Origin of the sequence: Microcoleus sp. B3-D2 (assembly GCF_036705345.1) — a bacterium.
Lineage (GTDB): Bacteria > Cyanobacteriota > Cyanobacteriia > Cyanobacteriales > Microcoleaceae > Microcoleus.
This window is the reverse complement of record NZ_JAUBUG010000082.1, coordinates 1-21,400: the sequence shown is the minus strand read 5'-3', so window position 1 is coordinate 21,400 and position 21,400 is coordinate 1. Positions and strand designations below refer to the sequence as shown.

Here is a 21,400-nt window from a genome sequence, read left to right as displayed (position 1 = left end):
CGCAGAAAATCGGAGAGTCGCTGCAACAAATTTTAATCCAAAATATAGTCCAAACCTGTTATGTGTTCGGCCAATACGTCACCATTATCTTGCAGCTAAGTGACAAATCGATAAGATATAGCTGTTCTAAAAACTGACCAAGCAGAGCGTAAATCTGTTTAAATGTTTGTTAGCTTTGGCATCCGCTCGTTACTCCTGTTAGGAGAATCGAGCCTTTTCCCAGAACCAAAGCTACTATTTCACGCTCTAAATTTTTTACGTTTTAAGAGAATCGAGCCTTTTCCCAGAACCAAAGCTACTATTTCACGCTGTGTTTTTTATTTAAGAAATATTAATAATATTAACATTTTAATACAGCAAACTAGACTAGATGGTGTTTAAGGACTAATATCCTGAGAACCGAAATAACTCAAGATTGCCCAGCCAGATAACAATTTGGTCTAGCAAGAAATTATGAGGGATCGCGTGAGGTGACAGAAAAATGGGAAGTGGCAATTCTCTTGTAACCGATTACCAATGACAGGTCGCTATCAAATTTTAGATTCAAAGAGAGAATATAAAAATGACGAAACCAGGGAAACGTCTGATAGTTTGCTGTGATGGAACTTGGAACAAACTAGATACTCAGTGCCCAACTAATGTGGTTAAGCTTGCCCAGGCCGTGAAACGGACAGCCAGTGAGGGGGTTCCGCAGATCGTGTTTTATGACGAGGGAATTGGAGTGGACAGTAACAAGATTGTGGGCGGAGTCACTGGGCTGGGAATTGATAAAAATATACAAGATGCCTATCGTTTTCTTTCTTTCAACTACGATCGCGGTGACGAAATCTATCTATTCGGGTTCAGTCGCGGTGCTTACACAGTCAGGAGTCTAGCGGGGATGATCTATTGCTCCGGTCTCCTATCCCGCCGTTATGTTACCAAGGCATCAGAAGCTTACGAGCTTTACCGTAACCGAAGCATTAAACCAAATGATGAGGAAGCAAAGAGGTTCCGCAAAGAAAACGGCAAAGATCGGGGCGAGCGCGTCCCGATTACCTTGCTTGGTTGTTTCGACACCGTTGGAGCCCTTGGTATTCCTCTTGTACCCGCCTTGAAGAAGTTTGAGGGACAGCTCAAAACAAGGTACAAATTCCACGACATCACTTTAAATAAGGATATTGAGAATGCGTTGCACGCCGTTGCGATCGACGAAATTCGCGAAGTCTTTGATGTTACCCCGATGAAGAAAAATCCTGATGCCCCGAACCAGAAGCTTCGTCAAGTTTGGTTTCCAGGCCAGCATAGCTGCATCGGCGGTGGTACGCCAGAATCCCGCGGGTTATCAGATGCTGTCTTGAAGTGGATGTTGGATCAAATCAGTCACCTTGAATTGAAGCTTGAATTCGAGCCAGAAGCCATTGAGGATATCAAGCCTGATTATAAGGCTCCATTTAAAAACGATCCTGGGTTCTTCAAATGGGCAGGAATCAAGTGGCGCGAGGTGGGGGATACCATTGAGGATCTTCATGAAAGCGTGATCGAGCGATTGGAAAAAAGCCAAGACTATCGGCCTAAGAATCTGCAAAAGATTCTCTCCAAAGTAATTGAAAATCGAGAAAAATGATAAAAATTTATCAAACTCTCAGAACCGAACATCAGAAAATTTTGTAATCTACCTAATCTACAACAATCGAAAGGAAAAGGAATCATGACAAGAGATACATCTAGAGATGGATTGAGCAACAAAGCTTTAGCATATACCTTGACTCATTTCAAACCAATTTGGGACTTAGTTCAAAGTTACGAGCCTCTGAAACGTAAACTAAACAAATTTTTTCTCAATAGCATCATTTACAAACTTCCGACTCGCCCGCTTCCCTATAGCTTAATGGGCTTAGATTCCAAAATTCCAGGGACAGATATTCCCAAGAAAACTGATACCTATATCTCTTGGGATTCACTTACAGACAAGACTTATACTGGGCGACATTTACCTCCCGATCCGGAATTTAACAAAGAAGGAAATTTACCACCACTGGACAAAGTAAAGACCTTATTCCAAAAAAGAGACGGAAAAACCATTTATTCGGAAAAATCGACTCTGCTCTTTCCCTATTGGGTGCAGTGGTTTACAGATAGTTTTCTGCGGATAGATCAGCAAAACCGCTTCAAAAATACCTCCAACCATCAGATTGATATGTGTAATGTTTACGGGTTGACCCGCAAACAAACAAATATGCTCAGAGCTTTCAAAGACGGTAAATTTAAAACCCAAAAACTCAAGCGAAAAGATGGCGTAGAAGAAGAGTATCCACTCTTTTATTATGCAGATCCTGAGCAGGGTATTATCGATCCTCAATTTGAAGGTCTTCATGCACCCCTTAATGATGAGAAAAGACAACCCCCCGAAAAGAAAGGCAAGCTATTTGCAATGGGAGTTGAACGGGCAAACGTCCAAATTGGCTATGTCATGCTCAACACTTTATGTATCAGGGAGCATAATCGAATTTGTGATGTTTTGTCCAAAAGCTATCCGGAATGGGACGATGAGAGGCTCTTCCAAACCGCGAGAAATATTCTCATGGTGATTGTTCTCAATATCATTATGGAAGAGTACATTTTCCACATTACGCCCTATAATTTTAGGTTCTTTGCCGATCCTGAAGCTTTTACCAAGGAAAGTTGGTATCGAGAAAATTGGATGGCGATTGAGTTTAGTTTTGTCTATCGCTGGCATAGTGCGGTTCCTGAAACCTTTATCTATGACGGCGAAGAAACATCCATGTACGATTCCCTCTGGAATAATCAGATGTTAATCGATAAAGGGTTGGGTGCATTGATGGAAGAAAGTTGTTCCCAACCAGGCACTAGAATTGGTTTGTTTAACACACCTGATTTTAAGATCGCAGGAACACCCTATACATTTATTGATGCTACCGAACTAGCATCTGTTAAACTCGGGCGGCAGGCGCAGTTAGCCAGTTATAACGATTACCGCGAAATATGTGGTTATCCCAGGGTGACTGATTTCAATCAAATTACGGGTGACCCATACGCTCAACAGAAATTAAAAGAGTTGTACGGTCATGTTGATAAGATTGAACTATTTGTCGGATTGTACGCTGAAGATGTCCGGAAAAATTCAGCAATTCCGCCTTTAGTAGCACGGATAATTGGCATTGATGCTTTCTCCCAAGCTTTAACTAATCCTTTGTTATCGCCTAAAGTCTTCAATAAGGAAACTTTTTCCGAGGTTGGTTGGGAAATTATCCAAAATACCAAAACAGTCTCTGACTTAGTGAATCGTAATGTTCCTCCAAGCGATCCCAAGTACAAAGTCTCCTTCGATCTTTAAGTTGTAGCTGACAATTAAGACTCAAATTAGTTGGGGGCGCAAAGACACCTGCGCCCTCAAAAATGAGGAAGAAAAAGGCGATCTTTTCGCAAGCGATCGGCTACCGCAATTCGGAAGCAATTGCACCAGCAGCTATACTGTTTCACAGATGCAACGGTTTGTGTAGAACCTTTTTTAGCGATTAACCGAAGGTTATTTATGAGCAAGAAGTTATTTACCGAATATCCCGAACAGGACGAACGCAAATACTACGATCTTTTGGTTGAGCAAGCCAAGCTTCGGATGGATAATCTTTACGGCAATAAGGAGCGGGCGCTGCGAGATACTCACGCCAAAGCTCATGCGTGCGTTAAAGGAACTCTGGAAATTTTTGACTTTGATGAGGAAGCGATTAAACGGGAATTGGGCACACGCGCTTCGTTAACTTCTTCGCGACTCAATGCTATTTCCCTTAAGCAAGGTTTGCTAGCAAAACCCAAAGAATATCCTGTTTGGTTGCGATTTGCTAACGGGGCTACCAAAGTATACCCTGATTACCAAAAAGATTCGCGCTCAATATCAGTGAAAGTGATGGGGGTGGAAGGGGAACGACTGGCGCAAAGCCACGAGTCAAAAACCCAGGACATCATTGTTCACAATTCAGAGCTATTTGTGAGCCAAACCATCAAAGACTACTACGGCTTTTTTTCTGCTCTGGTTGAATCACCAGAGGCATTGAAAAAGTGGCTAATACGACATCCCAGACACTTTCTAGCTGTCTCAACGCTTACGGGTAGCCGGACTCCGAAGAGTTTGCTAACAGCAAAATATTGGAGCGGTTCACCCTCTGCTTTGGGTCTCCATCCCGATTTCGATCCCTCCCAGCCTGGTCGAGTTCCTGTCGAATATCCTGCTGTAATTAAGTATGGGTTTACTCCGGTTTCATGCAAACCACCGCACGAGATAATTCCAGAACAATCTCGACCGGGAATCCCTAAAATTCCCTTTGTCGATCGCGCTAAAGCCTTGGGTTTAGATCCCAATCAACCAGACAATTATTACCGGGATGACCTAATTCAAGCCCTGGCGAAACCTGATGCCCAATACTGTTGGGATTTTGGCATTCAGTTCCAAACCAGCCTAAAAATGCCGATCGACGATGGCATCAATGTCTGGAAGGAAAAGGAATCACCCTTCTTGAGAGTAGGTCGTCTCACCGTCAAGCATCAGATTATTGATTATGAAAAACAATCTGATTTCAACGAAAACCTGAGATATTCTCCCTGGAACGGCTTAGCAGTTCATCGTCCAGTAGGTGCGATCAATCGGATACGCGGTGTTGTTTACCCCGTTGTAGCGAATTATCGCCTTCAAAAGCGAGGTCTTGTCCACCAAGAACCAACCGGAGAAGAAACATTTTAAGGGAATAATTTGAGGCTGGGACATCATATCATTTCCGGTTACACTCATACATGATGTTGACGGTTGACTGTTGACTGTTGACGGTTCACTGTCAACAGTCAACAGTGAACTCGAATTTACTATTCCGATGCTAACGGATTTGATATCATTTAATGCCAACAACCAGGTCGGGTCTGAGCAAATGGCAATTCAAGGAAGTTAACAAGGGAAACCTTCAAAAAATCCCATCCCTTTTTAGGGGGTGGGAGTCTTGAAAATTATTAATTTTTAGTGCTCAGTCCTTAGTCATCATTATTCAGTAGCAATTAATCAATAACTGGGTTCGTACCCAATTATTAATTATTCTGCTAGCAACCAACTGATGACTAATGACCAACGACTGATGACTAATAAATTAGGCTTGCCGTGAGTAGTATTCCACCACTAGCAGTTCGTTAATCTGTAGAGCAATCCACTCGCGTTCGATAACGCCGTTAACTTTGCCAATTAGTTTTTGCTTATCAAATTCCAAGTGATTGGGCAAGTGAGCCAAGCCTGGGTCTTTGAGATTAGCTTCTACCATTGTGCGCGAGCGCTCTCTATTTTTCACCGCAATCACATCACCAGGCTTGCACTGATAGCTGGCGATATTGACTTCACGGTCATTGACAGTTATGTGACCGTGATTTACCAATTGTCTAGCGGACGGAATGGTTGGAGCCATTCCCATCCGAAACACAGTATTGTCCAAGCGCATTTCCAAAAATTGCAGTAACACTTGACCTGTGGAGCCCGTGACACGGCGGGCTTTGCGGACGTAACGGAGCAGTTGGCGTTCCGTCACACCGTAATTGAAACGGAGTTTTTGCTTTTCTTGCAAGCGAACCGCATACTCAGAGAGCTTTTTGCGGTTTTGACCGTGCTGTCCAGGCGGATAATCTCGTCTGGGAGTTTTGCGGGTTAGACCCGGCAACTCTTTCAGGCGACGGACGATTCTCAATCGGGGGCCTCGATATCGAGACATTTATTTTCCTCTCTAATATCTGTATGCAATTTTATGCAGACTCTATATTATATGTTGGTAACGGTCAAAATTCCAACAAAGATCGATAAAAAAACGATCGACCGGAGGGCGATCCATAATGTGCGGTAAATTCTGAAGGAAAAGCCGATCGCTCGATCGCCCCAATCAGCCAAAAAAACTCACTACTCGATCTGCCATGCACAACCGCAAATTTTCCCGCACTTCTTCCCCAAAGCCAGCACCGACAGGCTCAAGCCCTACCGGGCGCTGGATCTTGGCTCTCGGCACGCAGCTAGCAGCACTTGGTTTGTTGGCAACAGCACTGCCAATCTCGCCAGCATCAGCCATCACTATTAGAATCCCTCGCAATAGGAATCCCTATCGCGTCTGTGCCCTGGAACTAATCGAAGCCGGAGTGGGGGCAGAGGTCGCCGCCGCGGCTTGTGCTGACGCCCTCCGCCCCCGCGACATATCTAAATGCGTCCTCCAAATCAACCGCAAAACCAATATTTCGGGTGTCGAAGCGCTCTCTAGCTGTCGGCGGGTGCGGCGTCCCAACGAATTGGCTACTTGCGTAGTGAATATTAACGGCAAAAGTCGAACTCAACCTGCGGCTCCCCTGGTAGTGCTTGAGGGATGCCGCCGCAGTTTATTGCCACAACAGTTGGCTGAATGCGTAGTCGGTTTGAGCGGCAGGCTCGACTTTCCCACCGATCGGTTAATCGCCACTTGTCTTGACCCCAGCGGCAGCGTGAGCCAGTTGGACGGGCGTCCTGCACCTACCCCTCCTGTGGAGCTAATTCCACCGCCTTCGCCCCCCAATTAATAACGGTTGACTGTTGACTGTTAACGGTTGACGGTTGACTGTTGACTGTTGACTGATGACTGTTAACTAATGACTGATGACTACTTTTTCCTAATCAAATGTCAGAATTTTTTGCTCAAATTACAGTCGAAGAATTAGCTCGCCAATTAGCAGAAACCAATGCTGATAAATTGCAGCTTGTAGACGTGCGGGAACCTTACGAAATCGAACTCGCGGCGCTGCCGGGATTTGTAGCTTTTCCGCTGAGCGAGTTTGCCGAATGGTCTGGTGAAATTGACGCTAGACTCGATCGCGACACAGAAACCCTAGTTCTGTGCCATCACGGAGTGCGATCGGCTCAAATGTGCCATTGGTTAACCGATCGAGGATTTACCAACGTTAAAAATATCGTTGGTGGCATCGATGCTTACTCAATGGTGGTCGATCGAACCGTCCCCCGCTATTAACATCAAATCCAGTTCTTAACTATGTTTTTTTCAGAGTCCGCGCAGGCGGACTTTGTGTGTGTATAAACGAATTATATTTCCTCGGAATGAGCTAATTCACAGCAGCAAATCTAAAATTTAAAAGCGTACTCATAGTGAGCCGATCGCGCCCCTGCCTTTTCGAGTCATAAAGAGCCTCATCAGCCGCCAGTAGCAGCGCTGTCGCATCATTTTCCTCGCTCGGAACAACGCTGGCAATTCCTAAACTAATCGTTACCACAGGATTAGGCAGACCGTCAAGACTCTTCGGGTTAAAAACAATCTTCAAATCTTTCACTTTCGCTCTAATTTGTTCGGCAACAACCACAGCCGCCGACGCATCAGTTTCAGGTAAAATCACAGCAAACTCCTCGCCCCCGTAGCGAGCAGCTACATCAGCAGGACGCTGGAGCGATCGGCGAATTGTCTGAGCTACCAATCGCAAACAATCATCGCCTGCTTGATGTCCGTAGGTATCATTATATATTTTGAAATAATCGAGATCGCACAAAATTAAGGATATCGGAGACCCCTCGCGAGCCATGTGTTCCCATTCGGTTCGCAAGCAACTATCAAAATGCCGTCTGTTACCAATTTGAGTAAGTTCGTCCACATTCACCAAAGCTTGCAGCCTTTGATTTTCTTGCTGCAACTGCTCAAAACGAACCACCGACCACTTGTCCTCGCACAAATTTTGCCCTTGAAAATACAGGCGATATAATTCGCAAGACAAACTACAGTTATTTCCCTCTAATTTGACCAGTCCCATGCTGTCTAACTGATAAGCCATCAAAGGTTCGAGGTGAATGCTATTTTTAGCATCGACAACTTGTTGGAATGCGGAGGCGAGTTCGGGCTGCTGTTGAATGGCGATCGACTGATTTTGCAAGTAGTCGCTATAAATTCCGCTGTGAGTAGGAGCTGCTGTTAACAGTTCTGCCAACTCGGCTCGCCCCATTTCCTCGCCCGGTTCCTCCCGATCGACGGACAGGCGATTTTGCAGCAAAATTGCCAGGTGATACAGCGCTAAATGCACTAAATAAGGATGCCCGCCTACCATGTTCATTAATTGCTCTATCGGATCGCGATCGCTCCAGTTTAGTCCGTATCTGCCCGCCAAATCTTGGACTTGTTCAACAGTAAATTCTGAGAGTTTAATCGGCATTCCTACATTAAATGGAGATTGATTAACATTCAAAGCAATATAATTTTCTGTTGAATGAATGACAACGGTGCGGAGTTTTTGCCAAATTTTGCTAGCGCGACCTTGTTCGTACCAAAAACGGATGACCGACAGAAAATCTTGAGCAATATTGGTGCGTTCAAATACTCGATTTATTTCGTTGATCACCAATACCATAGGACTGTCAATTTGTGCGAGCAAATAGTTTTCAAAGTAAATAGTGCAGCTTACCTTGCTGCCCATATCTTCATCCCAGAATTCATCAATATTTGGTTCGAGTTTGAGTTGCCGAGCGACATTGACACAAAGCCAGCGCAAAAATTTATCTAAACTACCAAAAACGGCTGTGTCGGCTTGCTGAAAGTCTAAAGTTACTGTGCGGTATCCACGATCGACTGCCGCGTCAATTATCCGCAGCATCAGCGAACTTTTGCCCATTTTTTTGGGAGCTTTAATGCGAACGAGGCCTCCGGGTTTGCTAATTTCTGCACAGACCAGGGCTTCGGCCCCTGAGCGCTCAATATAAAATGGAGAGTCAAGCGGTATGGGGCCGCCGGGAAAATCTAGCTCGGCAACTGTTTGGATCGAGTTTGGTGATTTTTGGAGTCCTGCCATAGTCCTTGCACAAGGCGATACCCTGACTGTATCTTACCTTTGTCAGGTTAGGAGGTAGACGAGCGGTGTCCAAGATCGATCGACAATCCTACAATATCTAAGTTTTTAGGGACTTCCCGGAACTGACCGAAAAGCCAGACACAAGCCTCCGGCTGTCTTACGTGGGGATAAGTCGGTAGCGGTTTCAACCGCCTTGAATATTTAGCTCGTGTTCTCTTGTATTTCTTGAAAAAACGTTCCTTCGATAACTCAAGAAAAAAGTAGAATAGGCCAAGGAGGTAAAGTAAGTGTTCCATCTGACCTACGAATTCAAACTTAAGCCCACAGTAGCACAAGTAACAATCTTTGAAGATTGGCTAGAACAATGCCGTCGTGTATACAACTGGGCGCTGGCAGAGCGCAAAGATTGGTTTAAATCTCGTAGTTGTGAAATTAACGCTTGCTCAATTCGCGCTGAATATATAATTCCCGCCTCCGCACCCAGACCGACCTACGCCAGTCAGTGTAAGGGTTTAACTCAAGCTAGAGCAACTATACCAGCACTGAAAGCAGTTCAAGTGCACGTTCTGCAACAAACTCTTAAACGGCTTGAACGCGCATTTGTAAATATGTGGGAACAAAAACACGGATTTCCTCGCTTCAAAAAAGTTGGGAAGATGCGCTCTTTGGTATTTCCTCAGATGGGAGTAGAACCTATCAAAAATAGTGCTGTTAAACTACCTAAGATTGGCTGGGTGCAGTTTCGCCAAAGTCGCGAAGTACCAAGTGAGGCAATACTAAAACAAGTGCGCGTAGTTAAGCGTGTGTCTGGCTGGTATGCAATGCTAGCTTTGCAATGGGACGTTTCAATCCCCGATATCATTCCACATGGAAACCCAGTGGGGCTTGATGTTGGCTTGACTAATTTTATTGCAACTTCGGATGGGCTTCTAATTAAACGTCCCAAGTTTTTTATTGATGCAGAACGCAAGCTTAAATTACTGCAACAGAGTGTCAGTAGAAAACGCCTAGGCTCAAATAATTGGAAGAAAGCTCAGAAAAAAGTGGCACTGCTGCACGAGTACGTAGCCAACTGCCGAAAAGACTGGCATCGCAAGCTATCACACAAAATCTGCAATGATGCAGGGATGGTTTTTGTCGAGAATTTGAATCTGGTCGGGTTATCGAGAGGAATCTTGGGCAAGCATTGTTTAGATGCTGGTTTTGGTCAATTCTTCAACATTCTCGAACAAACTTGTTTTAAACGTGGTGCGTACTTTCAAAAAGTAGATGCCAGAAAAACAAGTCAAATTTGTCCAAATTGCGGTACAGAAACAGGCAAAAAAGACCTATCAGAACGCACTCACAGTTGTTCGAGCTGCGGGTATATAACAGATAGAGATGTAGCCTCGGCTCAAGTAGTTTTAATTAGAGGGCTTGCAGCCGTAGGGCATACGGTGAAGATGCTTGGTGAGGGTAAATTCATTGGAATCCCTGTGAAGCAAGAATCCCCCGGCTTCTAGCCGTGGGGAGTGTCAATTTGCTATAGTAGTGTCACTTTACCCAATCTCAAACCCTGCTTCAACACTTCTCCAGACCGACAAAAATTCGACGGTAGCCCAGACGCGATCATTCTTGGCCTTTACCGGAAAAATAACTCGTCGGCCGTAGATGTCGTGCAGGAAGAGTCCCCATCAAAGGAGAAATAATCATTGTCACGCCGCTACCTGTTTACCTCTGAATCCGTCACTGAAGGCCATCCCGATAAAATCTGCGATCAAATTTCAGATACGATTTTAGATGCCTTATTGACTGAAGACCCTAAAAGCCGCGTCGCAGCGGAAGTTGTCGTCAACACCGGCTTAATGCTGCTGACGGGCGAAATTACCACTAAAGCTCAGGTAAATTACATAGAATTAGCCCGGAAAAAAATAGCCGATATTGGCTACATCCACGCTGACAACGGCTTTTCGGCCAATAGTTGCTCAGTGTTGGTGGCTCTTGATTCTCAGTCTCCCGATATTGCTCAAGGGGTGAACACAGCCCACGAAAGCCGGGAACAATCGAGTGAAGAGGAATTGGACGCCATCGGCGCTGGCGACCAAGGTTTGATGTTCGGCTTTGCTTGCAACGAAACGCCGGAAATGATGCCTCTGCCGATCAGTTTAGCGCACCGGATTTGCCGTCAACTGGCAGCAGTCCGCAAAACCGGTCAGTTATCTTACCTGCGTCCCGACGGCAAAAGCCAAGTTACAGTCATCTATGAGGACGGCAAACCTGTTGGCATAGATACAATTTTAATTTCTACGCAGCACACCGAAACGATCGGCGACATCACAGACACAGCCGCAGTTCAAGCCAAAATCAAAGAAGACCTGTGGACTGCGATCGTCCAACCTGTGTTTGCCGATATTAGCGTGAAGCCGGATGCAGAAACTCGCTTCCTTGTCAACCCCACCGGCAAATTTGTGGTCGGCGGGCCTCAAGGAGATTCGGGTTTGACGGGCCGCAAAATTATTGTGGATACCTACGGCGGCTATTCCCGCCACGGCGGCGGCGCTTTTTCTGGGAAAGACCCCACCAAGGTAGACCGCAGCGCGGCTTATGCTTGTCGCTACGTTGCTAAAAATATCGTAGCGGCTGGTTTGGCCGAAAAGTGCGAAGTGCAGTTGAGTTATGCGATCGGCGTTGCGCGGCCGGTTAGCATGATGATCGAAACTTTTGGCACTGGAAAAGTTGATGACGATCGCCTTTTGGAAGTTGTGAAGCAGCTTTTTGAACTGCGTCCTGCGGGCATCATTCAGGCATTTAACTTGCAGAATTTGCCGGCTGAAAGAGGCGGTCGTTTCTATCAAGATGTGGCGGCTTACGGTCACTTCGGGCGCACTGATTTAGATTTGCCTTGGGAGGAAACTGATAAGGCGGAACTTTTGAAAGAAGCTTTGAGCCAGAAGTTGTCTGGAGTAGCTGGATAGTACAATTTCGGGGTGCGCGCAGCGCACCTTATCCATAAATAATATGGGGTGCTACCAATCAATGTAGGGTGCGTACTCCGCACCTTATCCATAAATAATATAGGCGGTTATTCGGCGCATCTTATCCATAAATAATACCGGGTGCTACCAATCAATAACGTAGCGGATTCAGTACCCACCTTCAAAGAAAAAAAAATAAATAAATGCGATTTTTCACACCTTTTCAATCAGCAATTCGCAGTTTTGTTTCTTCCCTCCAACAGCGGTTGGGGACTACTGGAGTTTCTGCACCAAATCCCGCAGCCCTGCCAAGTTCGTTTGCGACTAACAATCCTGGTGGAATTCGCGGCGTTTGGATAACCACCACTGACTCCAAAGTTCTCACATCAAAAGAGCGAATTGCTGAGGGAATGAACTTTCTCGCCGATACGGGATTTAATACCGTTTTTCCTATAATTTGGAGCCAGGGTTATACGGCTTATCCTTCTAAAATTATGCGAGAAAAATTTGGGGTGGAAATTGACTCGCGCTATCAAGGTCGCGACCCCTTAGCAGAAATATGTGTTGAGGCAAAGAGAGCGGGTTTAAAAGTTATTCCTTGTTTTGAATACGGATTTGTGAGTTCTTACAATCGCAAGGGCGGTCATTTGCTGGCGAAAAAACCTGAGTGGACCGCCCGTGATGCCAGCGGCAATTTACTTAAAAAAAATAACTTTGACTGGATGAATACTCTTGACCCGGAAGTGCAAGACTTTGTGCTGGGGTTGATGCTGGAAGTTGCTAAGAATTATCCGGTAAACGGCGTTCAAGGAGACGATCGCATTGCGTTTCCAGTAGAAGGCGGTTACGACGAAAAAACGGTTAAACGCTATCGAGAAGAGTGCGGTAAAGCAGCGCCATCGGATTGTAAAGAGCCACATTGGCTGCAGTGGCGTGCTAATATTATTACTGAGTTTGTGGCTCGTTTATACCGAGAAGTGAAAGCGATTAATCCTGATTTGTTGCTATCGATGTCGCCGAGTCCTTATGACTGGGGACTGGCGGAATATTTGCAAGATTCTAAAGCTTGGGTTGACAAAAATTTGGTGGATCTGCTTCACCCGCAGTTTTATCGCCGCGATTTTAATGCTTACAAACAATTGGTCGATAAAATGATGTCGGGACAGCTTAGCGGGCAGCAAGTAAAGTGCGTGTCGCCCGGTATTTTGTTGACGAATCGAGGCAGCAAATATAGCATAACTCCCGAGCTGTTGTTGCAAGTAATTGCTTACAACCGCTCTTGCGGCATTCAAGGAGAAGTGATGTTTTTTTACGAAGGTTTGCGAGATAACGATAACGCTTTGGCTAAGGTTTTGAAACAAGGGCCTTATGCTCGTTGAGAGATTGTCCCGCAATCAATCTGTTTCCGGTTGGCAGCAGTCAATCGATTTTAGATTTTAGATTTTAGATTTTAGATTGAAGTATTGACCCCACTGATAAATTCGGGGGGCAAGTTTCATCGGATACAGGTTTTTTATTTATTTGTGGACGGATGAATCCAGGGGCTTGTATCCTCGATGCTTTCGGTCAACCGCGCCGATCGCTATTTCAAACCAAGTTGGTATAAAATGATATAGCCTTTCTCAATAAGCTTTTATGAACAGGCAAGATGCCTGTTCCACAAAGAGTGAATTTTATTATTGTGGAACAGCCATCTTGCCTGTTGCTGACAATGGTGCAAGATGTGAGTATAAAATGATATAGCAGAGCTAGATCAGTTAAAAGCGCAGCGATGCCAAGCAGCAAGCGCTACTAATTGTCAAGGCTATCGCCCAAACAAACCCAATAATTAATAATTGGGGAGTTGCAAAAATAGTGGAATAAGACATATTTTAGAAGTGGTGCAAGCTTTTTTTTAGAAGTAGCGTTTTGTAAACGCCATATTTTTTAAAGACAGTTTAAAAGAGCAATCTCAACCGCTCGCCAAAATATTAGGATAAATCAGTGACCTCAGCAGCAAGCCTCATCCAACAGCTACCCGAGCTCAGCGATGCTCAATTCTATCAAAAATATTTGAAACAAAAACAAGGGATGCGAACCTTGGCGACTATATTGCCGCAAGTAGAACAGCAAAGTCTGGCTTTGCGGGCAGTAAAATTAGCTCTAAAAGTAAATTTAAAACTCGGCTCCAAGTTAGCAGGAACGGTAAAGCCAGAATTTCAAACAGCCACAATAAAATTAATCGACAAAATCCCCACTTCGCCGCTGCTCAAAATTCAATTGCTGGCCCTAACAAGTTCGGATATGGCAATTCCGATGCTGGTGGCGGCATTGAACCACAAAGAAAGTGCCGTGCGCCTTCATGGGATTCGAGCGATCGGGAAAATCGCCTCCGAAGCAGCAGTAATTGAATTAGCCCGATCGCTCGAATCCAAAGATTCCCAAATCCAAGCTTGGGCTGCTTGGGCTTTAGGAGAAATTCACTCGAAACCAGCCGCCGTAGCACTCCTCAAAGCCATCAAGCACCCACAGTCCAAGGTGCGCGCCTGGGCTGTTTGGGCCTTGGGCAAAATTAACCCGAAAACAGCCGTTCCCGCGCTGCTCAACGCCCTCAAACACCCAGACTCAGAGGTGCGCTGGCGGGCGGCGGTCAACTGCGGGAAAATCGGCGTCTCGGAGGTAGTTCCCGGGCTGCTGAATGCCCTCAGAGACGAAAATCACATCGTCCGCGCTAGGGCGGCGGCGGCTTTGGGGAAAATCGGCGATTGTGAGGCAGTACCCGGCTTAGTAGAATTGCTTCACGACGATCCAGACTCCTATGCAGTTTCTTTGAGGGCCGCCGAGGCCTTGGGACAAATCGGCACGGAAACGGCTGTGGCCGGGCTGGTGCAAGCCCTCAACCATGACGACTCAGACGTGCGCGGCAGTGCAGTTTCTGCCTTGGGGGAAATCAGCAGCGAGGTGGCTATGGTGGCGGTAATCGGCTCGCTCTCCGATCGAGACATTTTCGTGCGCGGCAGGGCGGCGGTTGCCCTCGGGAACATCAATACACAGGGAGATGCGAAATTGCAAAAAATGGTGGTCGCGGGACTGGCGAGCGCAATTGGCGACAGCGAATCTTATGTGCGGTGGAGAGTTGCTGCTGCTTTGGGGGAAATTGGGACAGAGGAAGCTGTGGCAGGTTTGGTGCGGCTGCTGGGAGACGAAACTTCTGGAGTGCGCCAAAACGCTGTTAAATCCCTCGGTCAAATTGGCTCAACGGCTGCTATTTTGGCTCTGGAAACAGCTTTAAATCGCGAATTTGCTGACGTTCGTGCGCTGGCTGCCCAATACTTGGCGGATGTCAGCACTCAGGCAGAAACAGTTGATTTTGAGCCTTCTGTTTCCCCAGATTTATCGGGTGAAAAACTGCCGAAAATCCTGATTGGTTCGCAAGCAGAAGCCAGCGAATACATTGTTGAGCGCCCTGCGCGACGCGAGATTAAATACCTGATATCGATCGGCAGTCCAGGCGTGCCCGAACCCAAAACTTTTGAGCGAATCCCGAACCGAATGTGCCTGGAGTTTAACGACCTCGACACCCCCGTTGACGACCCCGATCAAATCTTGCCTACCCTTGAGGATGTACAGAAAATTATTGAGTTTGCCCTCAAAATCTCGTCGCACAAAGGCAGTTTGCTTATCTGCTGCCAAAGTGGGATCAGCCGTTCAACGGCCACAGCTTTGACTGTTTGTGCTGCGCTGTTGGGTCGCGGCAAAGAACGGGAAGCTTGGGCGTTAGTGCTCGCCGCCAGACCCCAAGCCAAGCCGAATCGCTGGATGGTACACTTGGCCGATGAAGCTTTGGGTAGAGACGGTAAGCTAGCACTGGCGATCGAATTGACCACCGCAACTCCAGAACTCGCAATCGCTAACAGTTGACTCCCAGAAACCGGGTTTCTTTTCACAAGCCCTACAGTTATACTCAACTAACGACACTTCACCTCAGACTTGTCTGTGCGGGGCAACGATGCCAAAAGTCGATCGCCAGGGTGCAAAAGTTCGATCGGCTCCTGCATTTGTGACATTCTGTGCTACAAAGTCGTCGGATGATCAACAAAAACCGTCAAGCAATCGTCGCATTGCTGGCAGCAAAACTCCAAAGCTGAGGAATCGGGTGCATTGTCAACAGACAATATCAGCTTGGGGGATCTCGCAGGCCAAACGCATCAGACAGAATTTTCTGCCTGTAACATTCCACGCGGGGATAATTACACTGCCAGGATAAATTTTTCTTTATTTTGCCTGCTGCTGACCTTGACGAGTCGAAAAAGTAATTTGGCAACAGCCATCAACAGGGTAATTATCTATTAGACATCAACCGAATTTAAGTTTCTCCTCTGGCTCGACAAGAGTTTCAGATGCTTTTTCGCAGATGTCTAATGGAAAATAGACAAGCTTTTCCGTTTGGAGAACTTAAGAGCGTGCTAGATTTTAACAGAATACAGTGGTTGCATATGTCAAAAATTAACTTGCTCAAAAAAACAGGGAACGAAGCAAGTTTATCGGTTGCCGTTTGGGAATGCCAGGGCGAGTTCAATTCCGAGTTAGAACCATTTAACCCGCAGAAACAACCTGTGGTACCGCGAAAGGTAAACCAAAAAAATAGCAAGGTAGGTAAACTGATGCCGCTCTTTATTTCTGAACAAGTCGGTTCTCTAGAAACCGCACACCAAAACATATCCAGCCAGGATTTTGTAGAAATATCATCCTTAAAAATCCGCAAAATGTTGCCATCTAAAATTGGCGGTTGGTCCATCCATAAAAAAATTGGCGGTGGGTATTTTCTGGCAATAGGAATCGGATTTCTTGGCTCCATGAGCGGGCTGGTGATTGCCGATTACTACCAAGGACAAGGATTAGAACAATTCAATGACGCTCACCTACAAGCGCAATTGCTGGGCAATTTTAAAGATGCAGCGCTGGCGGCACAATTGCAGGGAGCGCAGCTAGATTCTTTTGTAGATAATTCCGCCATGCTGGAACTGCAAGAACAGCAGTTTATCAAGAGTATTGTTCAGGCAAAAGAGCTGCGGTTGCGTATAGAAAAGTTTGCCGACAGCAAACCTGCTTGGCAGGCAGCAAAGCCGGAAGTTCTCAAAAGTTTACTGCAAGATTGCACGGAAGATTTAGAATCCTACGCCGATACTCTCAAGTCAACTTTGCAGCAAATCCAGCAATCGCAACTGTCACCTCGGGAGATAGAGTCGGCCAGAAAATTGTTGGCGACAGAAAGCGGAGAAGGTGTAAAACAGCTCAACAGCAGCCTTGAGAAATTGAGCAAAATCCTCTATATAGCCCAGCAGCAAGAGGGGCAAGGCGGTGAAGTGATGGAGGAAGCTCAAGGAATGGAAAAAGCCATCATTATTATTAGTATGCTGCTGTCGGTAGTGGTAGCCGGAATGGTGGCTTACCAAACGAGTCGGGCGATCGCCAAACCAGTCGTGAGCGTCACTCAGATTGCCGAAAAAGTCGCCGCCGAGTCGAATTTTGATTTGCGAGTCCCCGTCACCGGACAAGACGAAATAGGCTCATTAGCTGCGTCTCTCAATCACCTGATCGAGCGAGTTTCCCAACATACTAAAGAATTAAAACAAGCTAAGGAAGCCGCCGTCACCGCTAACACTGCAAAAAGCCAGTTTTTAGCAAATATGAGCCACGAATTGCGGACGCCTTTAAATGCGATTATCGGCTACAGTCAACTACTTTCAGAAGATGCCCAAGATGCGGGATGTGATGAGTTTGTACCCGACTTGGACAAGATTCAGAAGGCGGGCACGCACCTGCTATCTTTGATTAACGATATCCTCGATTTGTCAAAAATTGAAACGGGGGGTATGAAACTCGAAATCCAGGAGTTTGACATCGAATCCCTGGTTGACAATGTTGTGTGTGCCACGAAACAGTTGGTAGAGAAAAATGGAAATGTTTTAGAAATAGAGTGCGCTCGAACTGCGGGTATCATGCACGCAGATTTCAAAAAAATGCGGCAGGTTTTGATGCACTTGCTGAGTAATGCTGCTAAGTTCACCAAAAAGGGCAGGGTGAAACTGAGTGTCAGGCGCATTGAAGGAAGCGGAAAATTGAATACAGCAGATCGATCGGCGATTGACGATTCAATACCTGCCGATGAAACTCATGCTGCGGCGATCGCTTGTCCCCTGCTGAATGTTCAAGAGTCGGATTGGATTTGTTTCTCTGTTAAAGATACCGGAATTGGAATGTCGGAAGAACAACAGCACAAATTGTTTGAAGCTTTTGTGCAAGCTGACTGTTCATCAACGCGACCTTACGACGGCGCTGGATTGGGGCTGACACTTAGTCGCTACTACTGTCACATGATGGGCGGGGAGATTTTGGTAGAAAGCGAGGAGGGGAAAGGGTCTATTTTCACTGTCCGCATACCGGCGGGAAACGGGTAATGTGATGTTTGGGCGAGAGATTTAGGAGGTAGGCAGAGGGGCGAAAATTTATGTTTCAAACCTCTGGCGGTATGTTCCAATGCTTTCATCTTGTCAGTGGGGGCGATCGCACTCGATTAATTGCAATCGATTGTTTGCCCAGTTTAAGCAGCACAAGCCGCTTGCTCCTGAACTCCAACCTAAGTCTATGCCAATAAATTTCATTTAGTATTATTGAACCGCGAAGACGCGAAGGACACGAAGGAAGAAGAGGGAAGAAGAAGGAAGAAGTAGATAATCTTCTACGGGGAAAAGAGTAAAAGATCGATCGCACAAACTGCCCTCAAGTTTTATCTTGTTTCTCATCCGATGGTGGGGACTGTTTTTGCATTTGTTTTTGACGTTCCCTCACAGCTTGTTCCAAAATGAATGCTGACAAGCCGCTGATTGAACGGCGTTCCTCATTGGCCCACTCTTGCAGGAGGTCATAAATTCCATCTGCTAAGGAGGTTGATACACGTTTAGCCATTAGAAATTGAGTATTTTTTTATTTAGGGCAATCGTCATTGTCCAGTATTGTAGACAATTTTGTCGAATATGCAGCACAATGCTGCTTTTGCACAGCACTATGCGCCGATAGCGCGTGCATATTGTGCTGTATCTAGACCGTTATGCACATATGGAGCATATATGCTTGACTTATGCGGCATATATGGATAAAATTTTAGAAAGTCAAAAGCCAGCGCTGAACTTTTGCAGGGCCCGCGCTGGCTGATGGTTCCCCAAATACAAGGAGACAATCCACATAAAAGGAGACTATTACTATGGTAAAGCCTGTGAGCGACGGCAGCGAATATAACCGCGGCTATCAACAAGCTTTGAATGATTTTGGCATCACGCAACTGCTGTCGGGTATCCGCAGCTACTCTGATGAGGATTTTGAGGCCGATCGCGCGCGCATGACTGGGCCAGAGATCGAAAGCTTTGCGGTGTTTCTGATTCTGCGCGTCGGGGCGAATCTCAAAGGAAGTACGATCGCCCGCTACCTCAACACTCTGAGAAAAGCCAATTCTCCGACGATCGCCGATCGCCCCGCGATCGAACTCAACTCAAATTCGCGAGGGAAAATACCTGAAAAGTCAAAGCAGGGCGAGCGCAATTCTTGGGCGATCGTCCGAATTTTACCGAATGCTGAACACTATACAATTGCGCGTTTTGTCAACCGCCAAGATGCGGACGATCGGCGGAGGGCTTTGTGTCGGTTTATTCCAGGGGGTGTGTTTGAAGTTGTGTGCGATCGCCCCTAACAAATAAACACAAATCCCGTAGGGTGTACTAAATCCAGATCCCCCTAAGTCCCCCTTAAGAAGGGGGACTTTGTATCTCTCACTTGTTGTTGAGTTTTGATCCCCCTAAATCCCCCTTAAGAAGGGGGACTTTGAATGCTCTTGTCCCCCCCTTCTTAAGGGGGGCTAGGGGGGATCGAGATTATTTTGGCATCCAATCAACCCGCCCCAAATTTATTTAGACTGTTTAGAAGCTTCGGGACTTACAATTAACAATTGATCGCCGGATTGACTTTGTTGAATGGCAATCACTGGCGGGCGAGCGTTAGGGTCTTTTTGCTGTTCTTTTGTTAAAGCCGGAAACAGATAAATCCAGTTCCCTCTTTCCAAAAGCAACCGCCAAACTCTAGGTTCTTTGGGATTATTATCAGTATAATCTCTTTTACTCAAATCGGCAAATAAACCTGCATCGCCGATCGCTTTAAATCCTTTGGGGTCTAGTCGGAGTGTTGGATCGTCGAGTTTTCTGCCTAAAGCAATGTTGTCTTGTTTGCCGATTAAGGCAACTGCGGGTAAAGAGGAATTTTCCCCGGCATCGCGTCGGGCATCGGCAATACCTTGGTGGTATGCTGACCAAAACAACACTAGCAATACCCAACCGACGATGATAATTTCGTCAACGAGCGATCGCAATAATTTGATCGAGTTATATCTATTGACATTAAATTGTTGCCAAGAGTTCAGGATGCGGTAAAGCCACGGGAATCTTCTGGCGTAAGTAGGGGAAAGCCACCGTGTAATTGTTCCATTAATTTTAGCAGCAACTGTCTTGTTTATACTATTAACCAGCCACAAACTGAGGTAAATGGCGAGGGCTGTCAGCAGAAGGGCGATCGCACTTTTGACGATTGTCCAGCCATCACCTAAAAACACCTGAAGCGGTACAATGAAAAACGATTCTACTGGTAAATCGAGGGTAATTACATTTAGCTGAAAGCAGTAAAAATAAGACCAGCGATAAATCCAGCCGGTGAAAAACAAAGCGGCACCGAGTAAGCCAACAACGCTGGCAAAGTTGCCTAAAATATTCGATTCGGGAGTAGGTTGGGGAGAAGCAGTCACGGAATTACCTTCAAGGGATGTGGAGTACAATTTTAGGACAGTAGCACGGGTAACGCTTATCCTTGAAGGGGGTCTAGGGGACGATGAAACGCAGAACACTTTCTTTTCTAGTTGTAGCACTTTTTACGGTAACAGCGGGTATGGCAGCACAAGTTAATGCCGCCAGTCAGGAAGTCCAGAAACAGAATTTGCGATCGGTACAAGCACAGGCTAACGCTAGTCAGCCGATACCCGTAGCGTTGCCGACGCAAGCGGAAATTGTGATGAAAGGGGGCGGAAAAAGAGACGGTCGAGTTGTGCAGATTGACGAGAAAGTGCAACAATTATGGATACAGCTAGGACAGGAAAAGCGAGCCATCCCGTTGGGTCAAATTGATAAAATCGTGTTTCCCAAAAGTGCGGTGGTTTATCGCGAGAATGGGGAGCGATTTATTCGGGGCGAACTCCCGCCAGCCACTAGCACTCAAGCCAAATGGAATGGCATTCCCATAAGTGCTTTTGAGCTGAAAGATGCTGTTAAAGGTCAAGCTGTGGTGAAATTGGGGCCGCCTGTCGTGAATCGGGCGCAATTGCGGGGGATTTTGGGAGTAGCGAAAGACCGGCAATTTTTCGTGGATGAAATGCAATTTGATGTTCAGAAAAAGACGATGACAATCGCAGCCACTCCGTATTGAGTCCGTCGGGAGGTCAGAAACCGGGTTTTTTTACGAAAATATTTAGGGCTTGCTGAATAATCGAGTGCATATTGCGTCGCGAAAGGTTTCGAGCGCGCGAGCGAGAATAAAGTGCA

Annotated in this window: 16 protein-coding genes; 12 read left to right on the top strand and 4 right to left on the bottom strand. The window is 46.2% G+C overall.

What is annotated here, in order from left to right; all coding sequences use genetic code 11:
* Positions 1–562: 562 nt before the first annotated feature.
* The 3 genes from QUB14_RS24225 to QUB14_RS24215 all read left to right on the top strand — a co-directional run bounded on the left by QUB14_RS24225 (position 563) and on the right by QUB14_RS24215 (position 4,738).
* On the top strand, positions 563–1,606 hold the full coding sequence (locus tag QUB14_RS24225) for a DUF2235 domain-containing protein (protein ID WP_333219995.1): 1,044 nt from the start codon (positions 563–565) through the stop codon (positions 1,604–1,606).
* Between the two features lie 111 nt (positions 1,607–1,717).
* Positions 1,718–3,337, top strand: coding sequence for a peroxidase family protein (locus QUB14_RS24220; RefSeq protein WP_333219997.1), 1,620 nt, complete (start codon positions 1,718–1,720; stop codon positions 3,335–3,337).
* A gap of 198 nt (positions 3,338–3,535) precedes the next feature.
* Complete coding sequence (locus QUB14_RS24215; RefSeq protein WP_333219999.1) at positions 3,536–4,738, top strand: catalase; 1,203 nt, start codon at positions 3,536–3,538, stop codon at positions 4,736–4,738.
* 394 nt (positions 4,739–5,132) lie between these two features.
* On the opposite strand, the gene rpsD is transcribed toward QUB14_RS24215, so the two are convergent.
* Positions 5,133–5,741, bottom strand: coding sequence for a 30S ribosomal protein S4 (gene rpsD / locus QUB14_RS24210; RefSeq protein WP_006631941.1), 609 nt, complete (start codon positions 5,739–5,741; stop codon positions 5,133–5,135).
* A gap of 196 nt (positions 5,742–5,937) precedes the next feature.
* Here rpsD and QUB14_RS24205 point away from each other — a divergent pair, with 196 nt between their 5' ends.
* Entirely contained in the window at positions 5,938–6,567 is a 630-nt protein-coding gene (locus tag QUB14_RS24205) for a hypothetical protein (RefSeq protein WP_333220002.1), read from the top strand.
* A gap of 98 nt (positions 6,568–6,665) precedes the next feature.
* Complete coding sequence (locus QUB14_RS24200; RefSeq protein WP_333220003.1) at positions 6,666–7,013, top strand: rhodanese-like domain-containing protein; 348 nt, start codon at positions 6,666–6,668, stop codon at positions 7,011–7,013.
* A gap of 91 nt (positions 7,014–7,104) precedes the next feature.
* Here the strand turns inward: QUB14_RS24200 and QUB14_RS24195 are convergent, their stop codons facing one another.
* Entirely contained in the window at positions 7,105–8,829 is a 1,725-nt protein-coding gene (locus QUB14_RS24195) for an AAA-like domain-containing protein (protein ID WP_333220005.1), read from the bottom strand.
* 287 nt (positions 8,830–9,116) lie between these two features.
* Between QUB14_RS24195 and QUB14_RS24190 the strand changes: the two genes are divergently transcribed.
* From QUB14_RS24190 to QUB14_RS24170, 5 genes are all read left to right on the top strand, one after another.
* On the top strand, positions 9,117–10,331 hold the full coding sequence (locus QUB14_RS24190) for a transposase (RefSeq protein ID WP_333220007.1): 1,215 nt from the start codon (positions 9,117–9,119) through the stop codon (positions 10,329–10,331).
* A 189-nt stretch (positions 10,332–10,520) separates the two neighbouring features.
* Positions 10,521–11,783, top strand: coding sequence for a methionine adenosyltransferase (gene metK / locus QUB14_RS24185; protein ID WP_333220009.1), 1,263 nt, complete (start codon positions 10,521–10,523; stop codon positions 11,781–11,783).
* Positions 11,784–11,986: 203 nt separating this feature from the next.
* Positions 11,987–13,162 carry a family 10 glycosylhydrolase gene (locus QUB14_RS24180; RefSeq protein WP_333220011.1) on the top strand — a complete coding sequence of 392 codons (1,176 nt, stop codon included), beginning with the start codon at positions 11,987–11,989 and terminating at the stop codon, positions 13,160–13,162.
* A 604-nt stretch (positions 13,163–13,766) separates the two neighbouring features.
* On the top strand, positions 13,767–15,683 hold the full coding sequence (locus tag QUB14_RS24175; protein ID WP_333220013.1) for a HEAT repeat domain-containing protein: 1,917 nt from the start codon (positions 13,767–13,769) through the stop codon (positions 15,681–15,683).
* 500 nt (positions 15,684–16,183) lie between these two features.
* Positions 16,184–18,223: a HAMP domain-containing sensor histidine kinase gene (locus QUB14_RS24170; protein WP_333220015.1), complete on the top strand. Its 2,040-nt coding sequence runs from the start codon at positions 16,184–16,186 to the stop codon at positions 18,221–18,223.
* A 322-nt stretch (positions 18,224–18,545) separates the two neighbouring features.
* Here the strand turns inward: QUB14_RS24170 and QUB14_RS24165 are convergent, their stop codons facing one another.
* The gene (locus tag QUB14_RS24165) at positions 18,546–18,731 is read right to left on the bottom strand and encodes a ribbon-helix-helix domain-containing protein (protein WP_333139353.1); all 186 of its coding nucleotides are present in this window, start codon (positions 18,729–18,731) and stop codon (positions 18,546–18,548) included.
* 295 nt (positions 18,732–19,026) lie between these two features.
* On the opposite strand from QUB14_RS24165, the gene QUB14_RS24160 reads away from it, so the two are divergent.
* Complete coding sequence (locus tag QUB14_RS24160) at positions 19,027–19,509, top strand: hypothetical protein (protein WP_333220017.1); 483 nt, start codon at positions 19,027–19,029, stop codon at positions 19,507–19,509.
* Between the two features lie 213 nt (positions 19,510–19,722).
* Here QUB14_RS24160 and QUB14_RS24155 read toward each other — a convergent pair whose 3' ends face one another.
* Positions 19,723–20,610 (bottom strand): hypothetical protein, encoded by an 888-nt coding sequence (locus QUB14_RS24155; protein WP_333220019.1) that lies wholly within the window; start codon positions 20,608–20,610, stop codon positions 19,723–19,725.
* 83 nt (positions 20,611–20,693) lie between these two features.
* Here QUB14_RS24155 and QUB14_RS24150 point away from each other — a divergent pair, with 83 nt between their 5' ends.
* Positions 20,694–21,284 (top strand): hypothetical protein, encoded by a 591-nt coding sequence (locus QUB14_RS24150; protein WP_333220021.1) that lies wholly within the window; start codon positions 20,694–20,696, stop codon positions 21,282–21,284.
* The last annotated feature ends 116 nt before the right edge of the window (positions 21,285–21,400 follow it).

Coding starts and splice junctions, on each gene's coding strand:
- QUB14_RS24225 (WP_333219995.1), top strand. CDS start 563: ATGACGAAACCAGGGAAACGTCTGATAGTTTGCTGTGATGGAACTTGG.
- QUB14_RS24215 (WP_333219999.1), top strand. CDS start 3,536: ATGAGCAAGAAGTTATTTACCGAATATCCCGAACAGGACGAACGCAAA.
- rpsD (WP_006631941.1), bottom strand. CDS start 5,741: ATGTCTCGATATCGAGGCCCCCGATTGAGAATCGTCCGTCGCCTGAAA.
- QUB14_RS24205 (WP_333220002.1), top strand. CDS start 5,938: ATGCACAACCGCAAATTTTCCCGCACTTCTTCCCCAAAGCCAGCACCG.
- QUB14_RS24200 (WP_333220003.1), top strand. CDS start 6,666: ATGTCAGAATTTTTTGCTCAAATTACAGTCGAAGAATTAGCTCGCCAA.
- QUB14_RS24195 (WP_333220005.1), bottom strand. CDS start 8,829: ATGGCAGGACTCCAAAAATCACCAAACTCGATCCAAACAGTTGCCGAG.
- QUB14_RS24180 (WP_333220011.1), top strand. CDS start 11,987: ATGCGATTTTTCACACCTTTTCAATCAGCAATTCGCAGTTTTGTTTCT.
- QUB14_RS24170 (WP_333220015.1), top strand. CDS start 16,184: ATGGAAAATAGACAAGCTTTTCCGTTTGGAGAACTTAAGAGCGTGCTA.
- QUB14_RS24165 (WP_333139353.1), bottom strand. CDS start 18,731: ATGGCTAAACGTGTATCAACCTCCTTAGCAGATGGAATTTATGACCTC.
- QUB14_RS24160 (WP_333220017.1), top strand. CDS start 19,027: ATGGTAAAGCCTGTGAGCGACGGCAGCGAATATAACCGCGGCTATCAA.
- QUB14_RS24150 (WP_333220021.1), top strand. CDS start 20,694: ATGAAACGCAGAACACTTTCTTTTCTAGTTGTAGCACTTTTTACGGTA.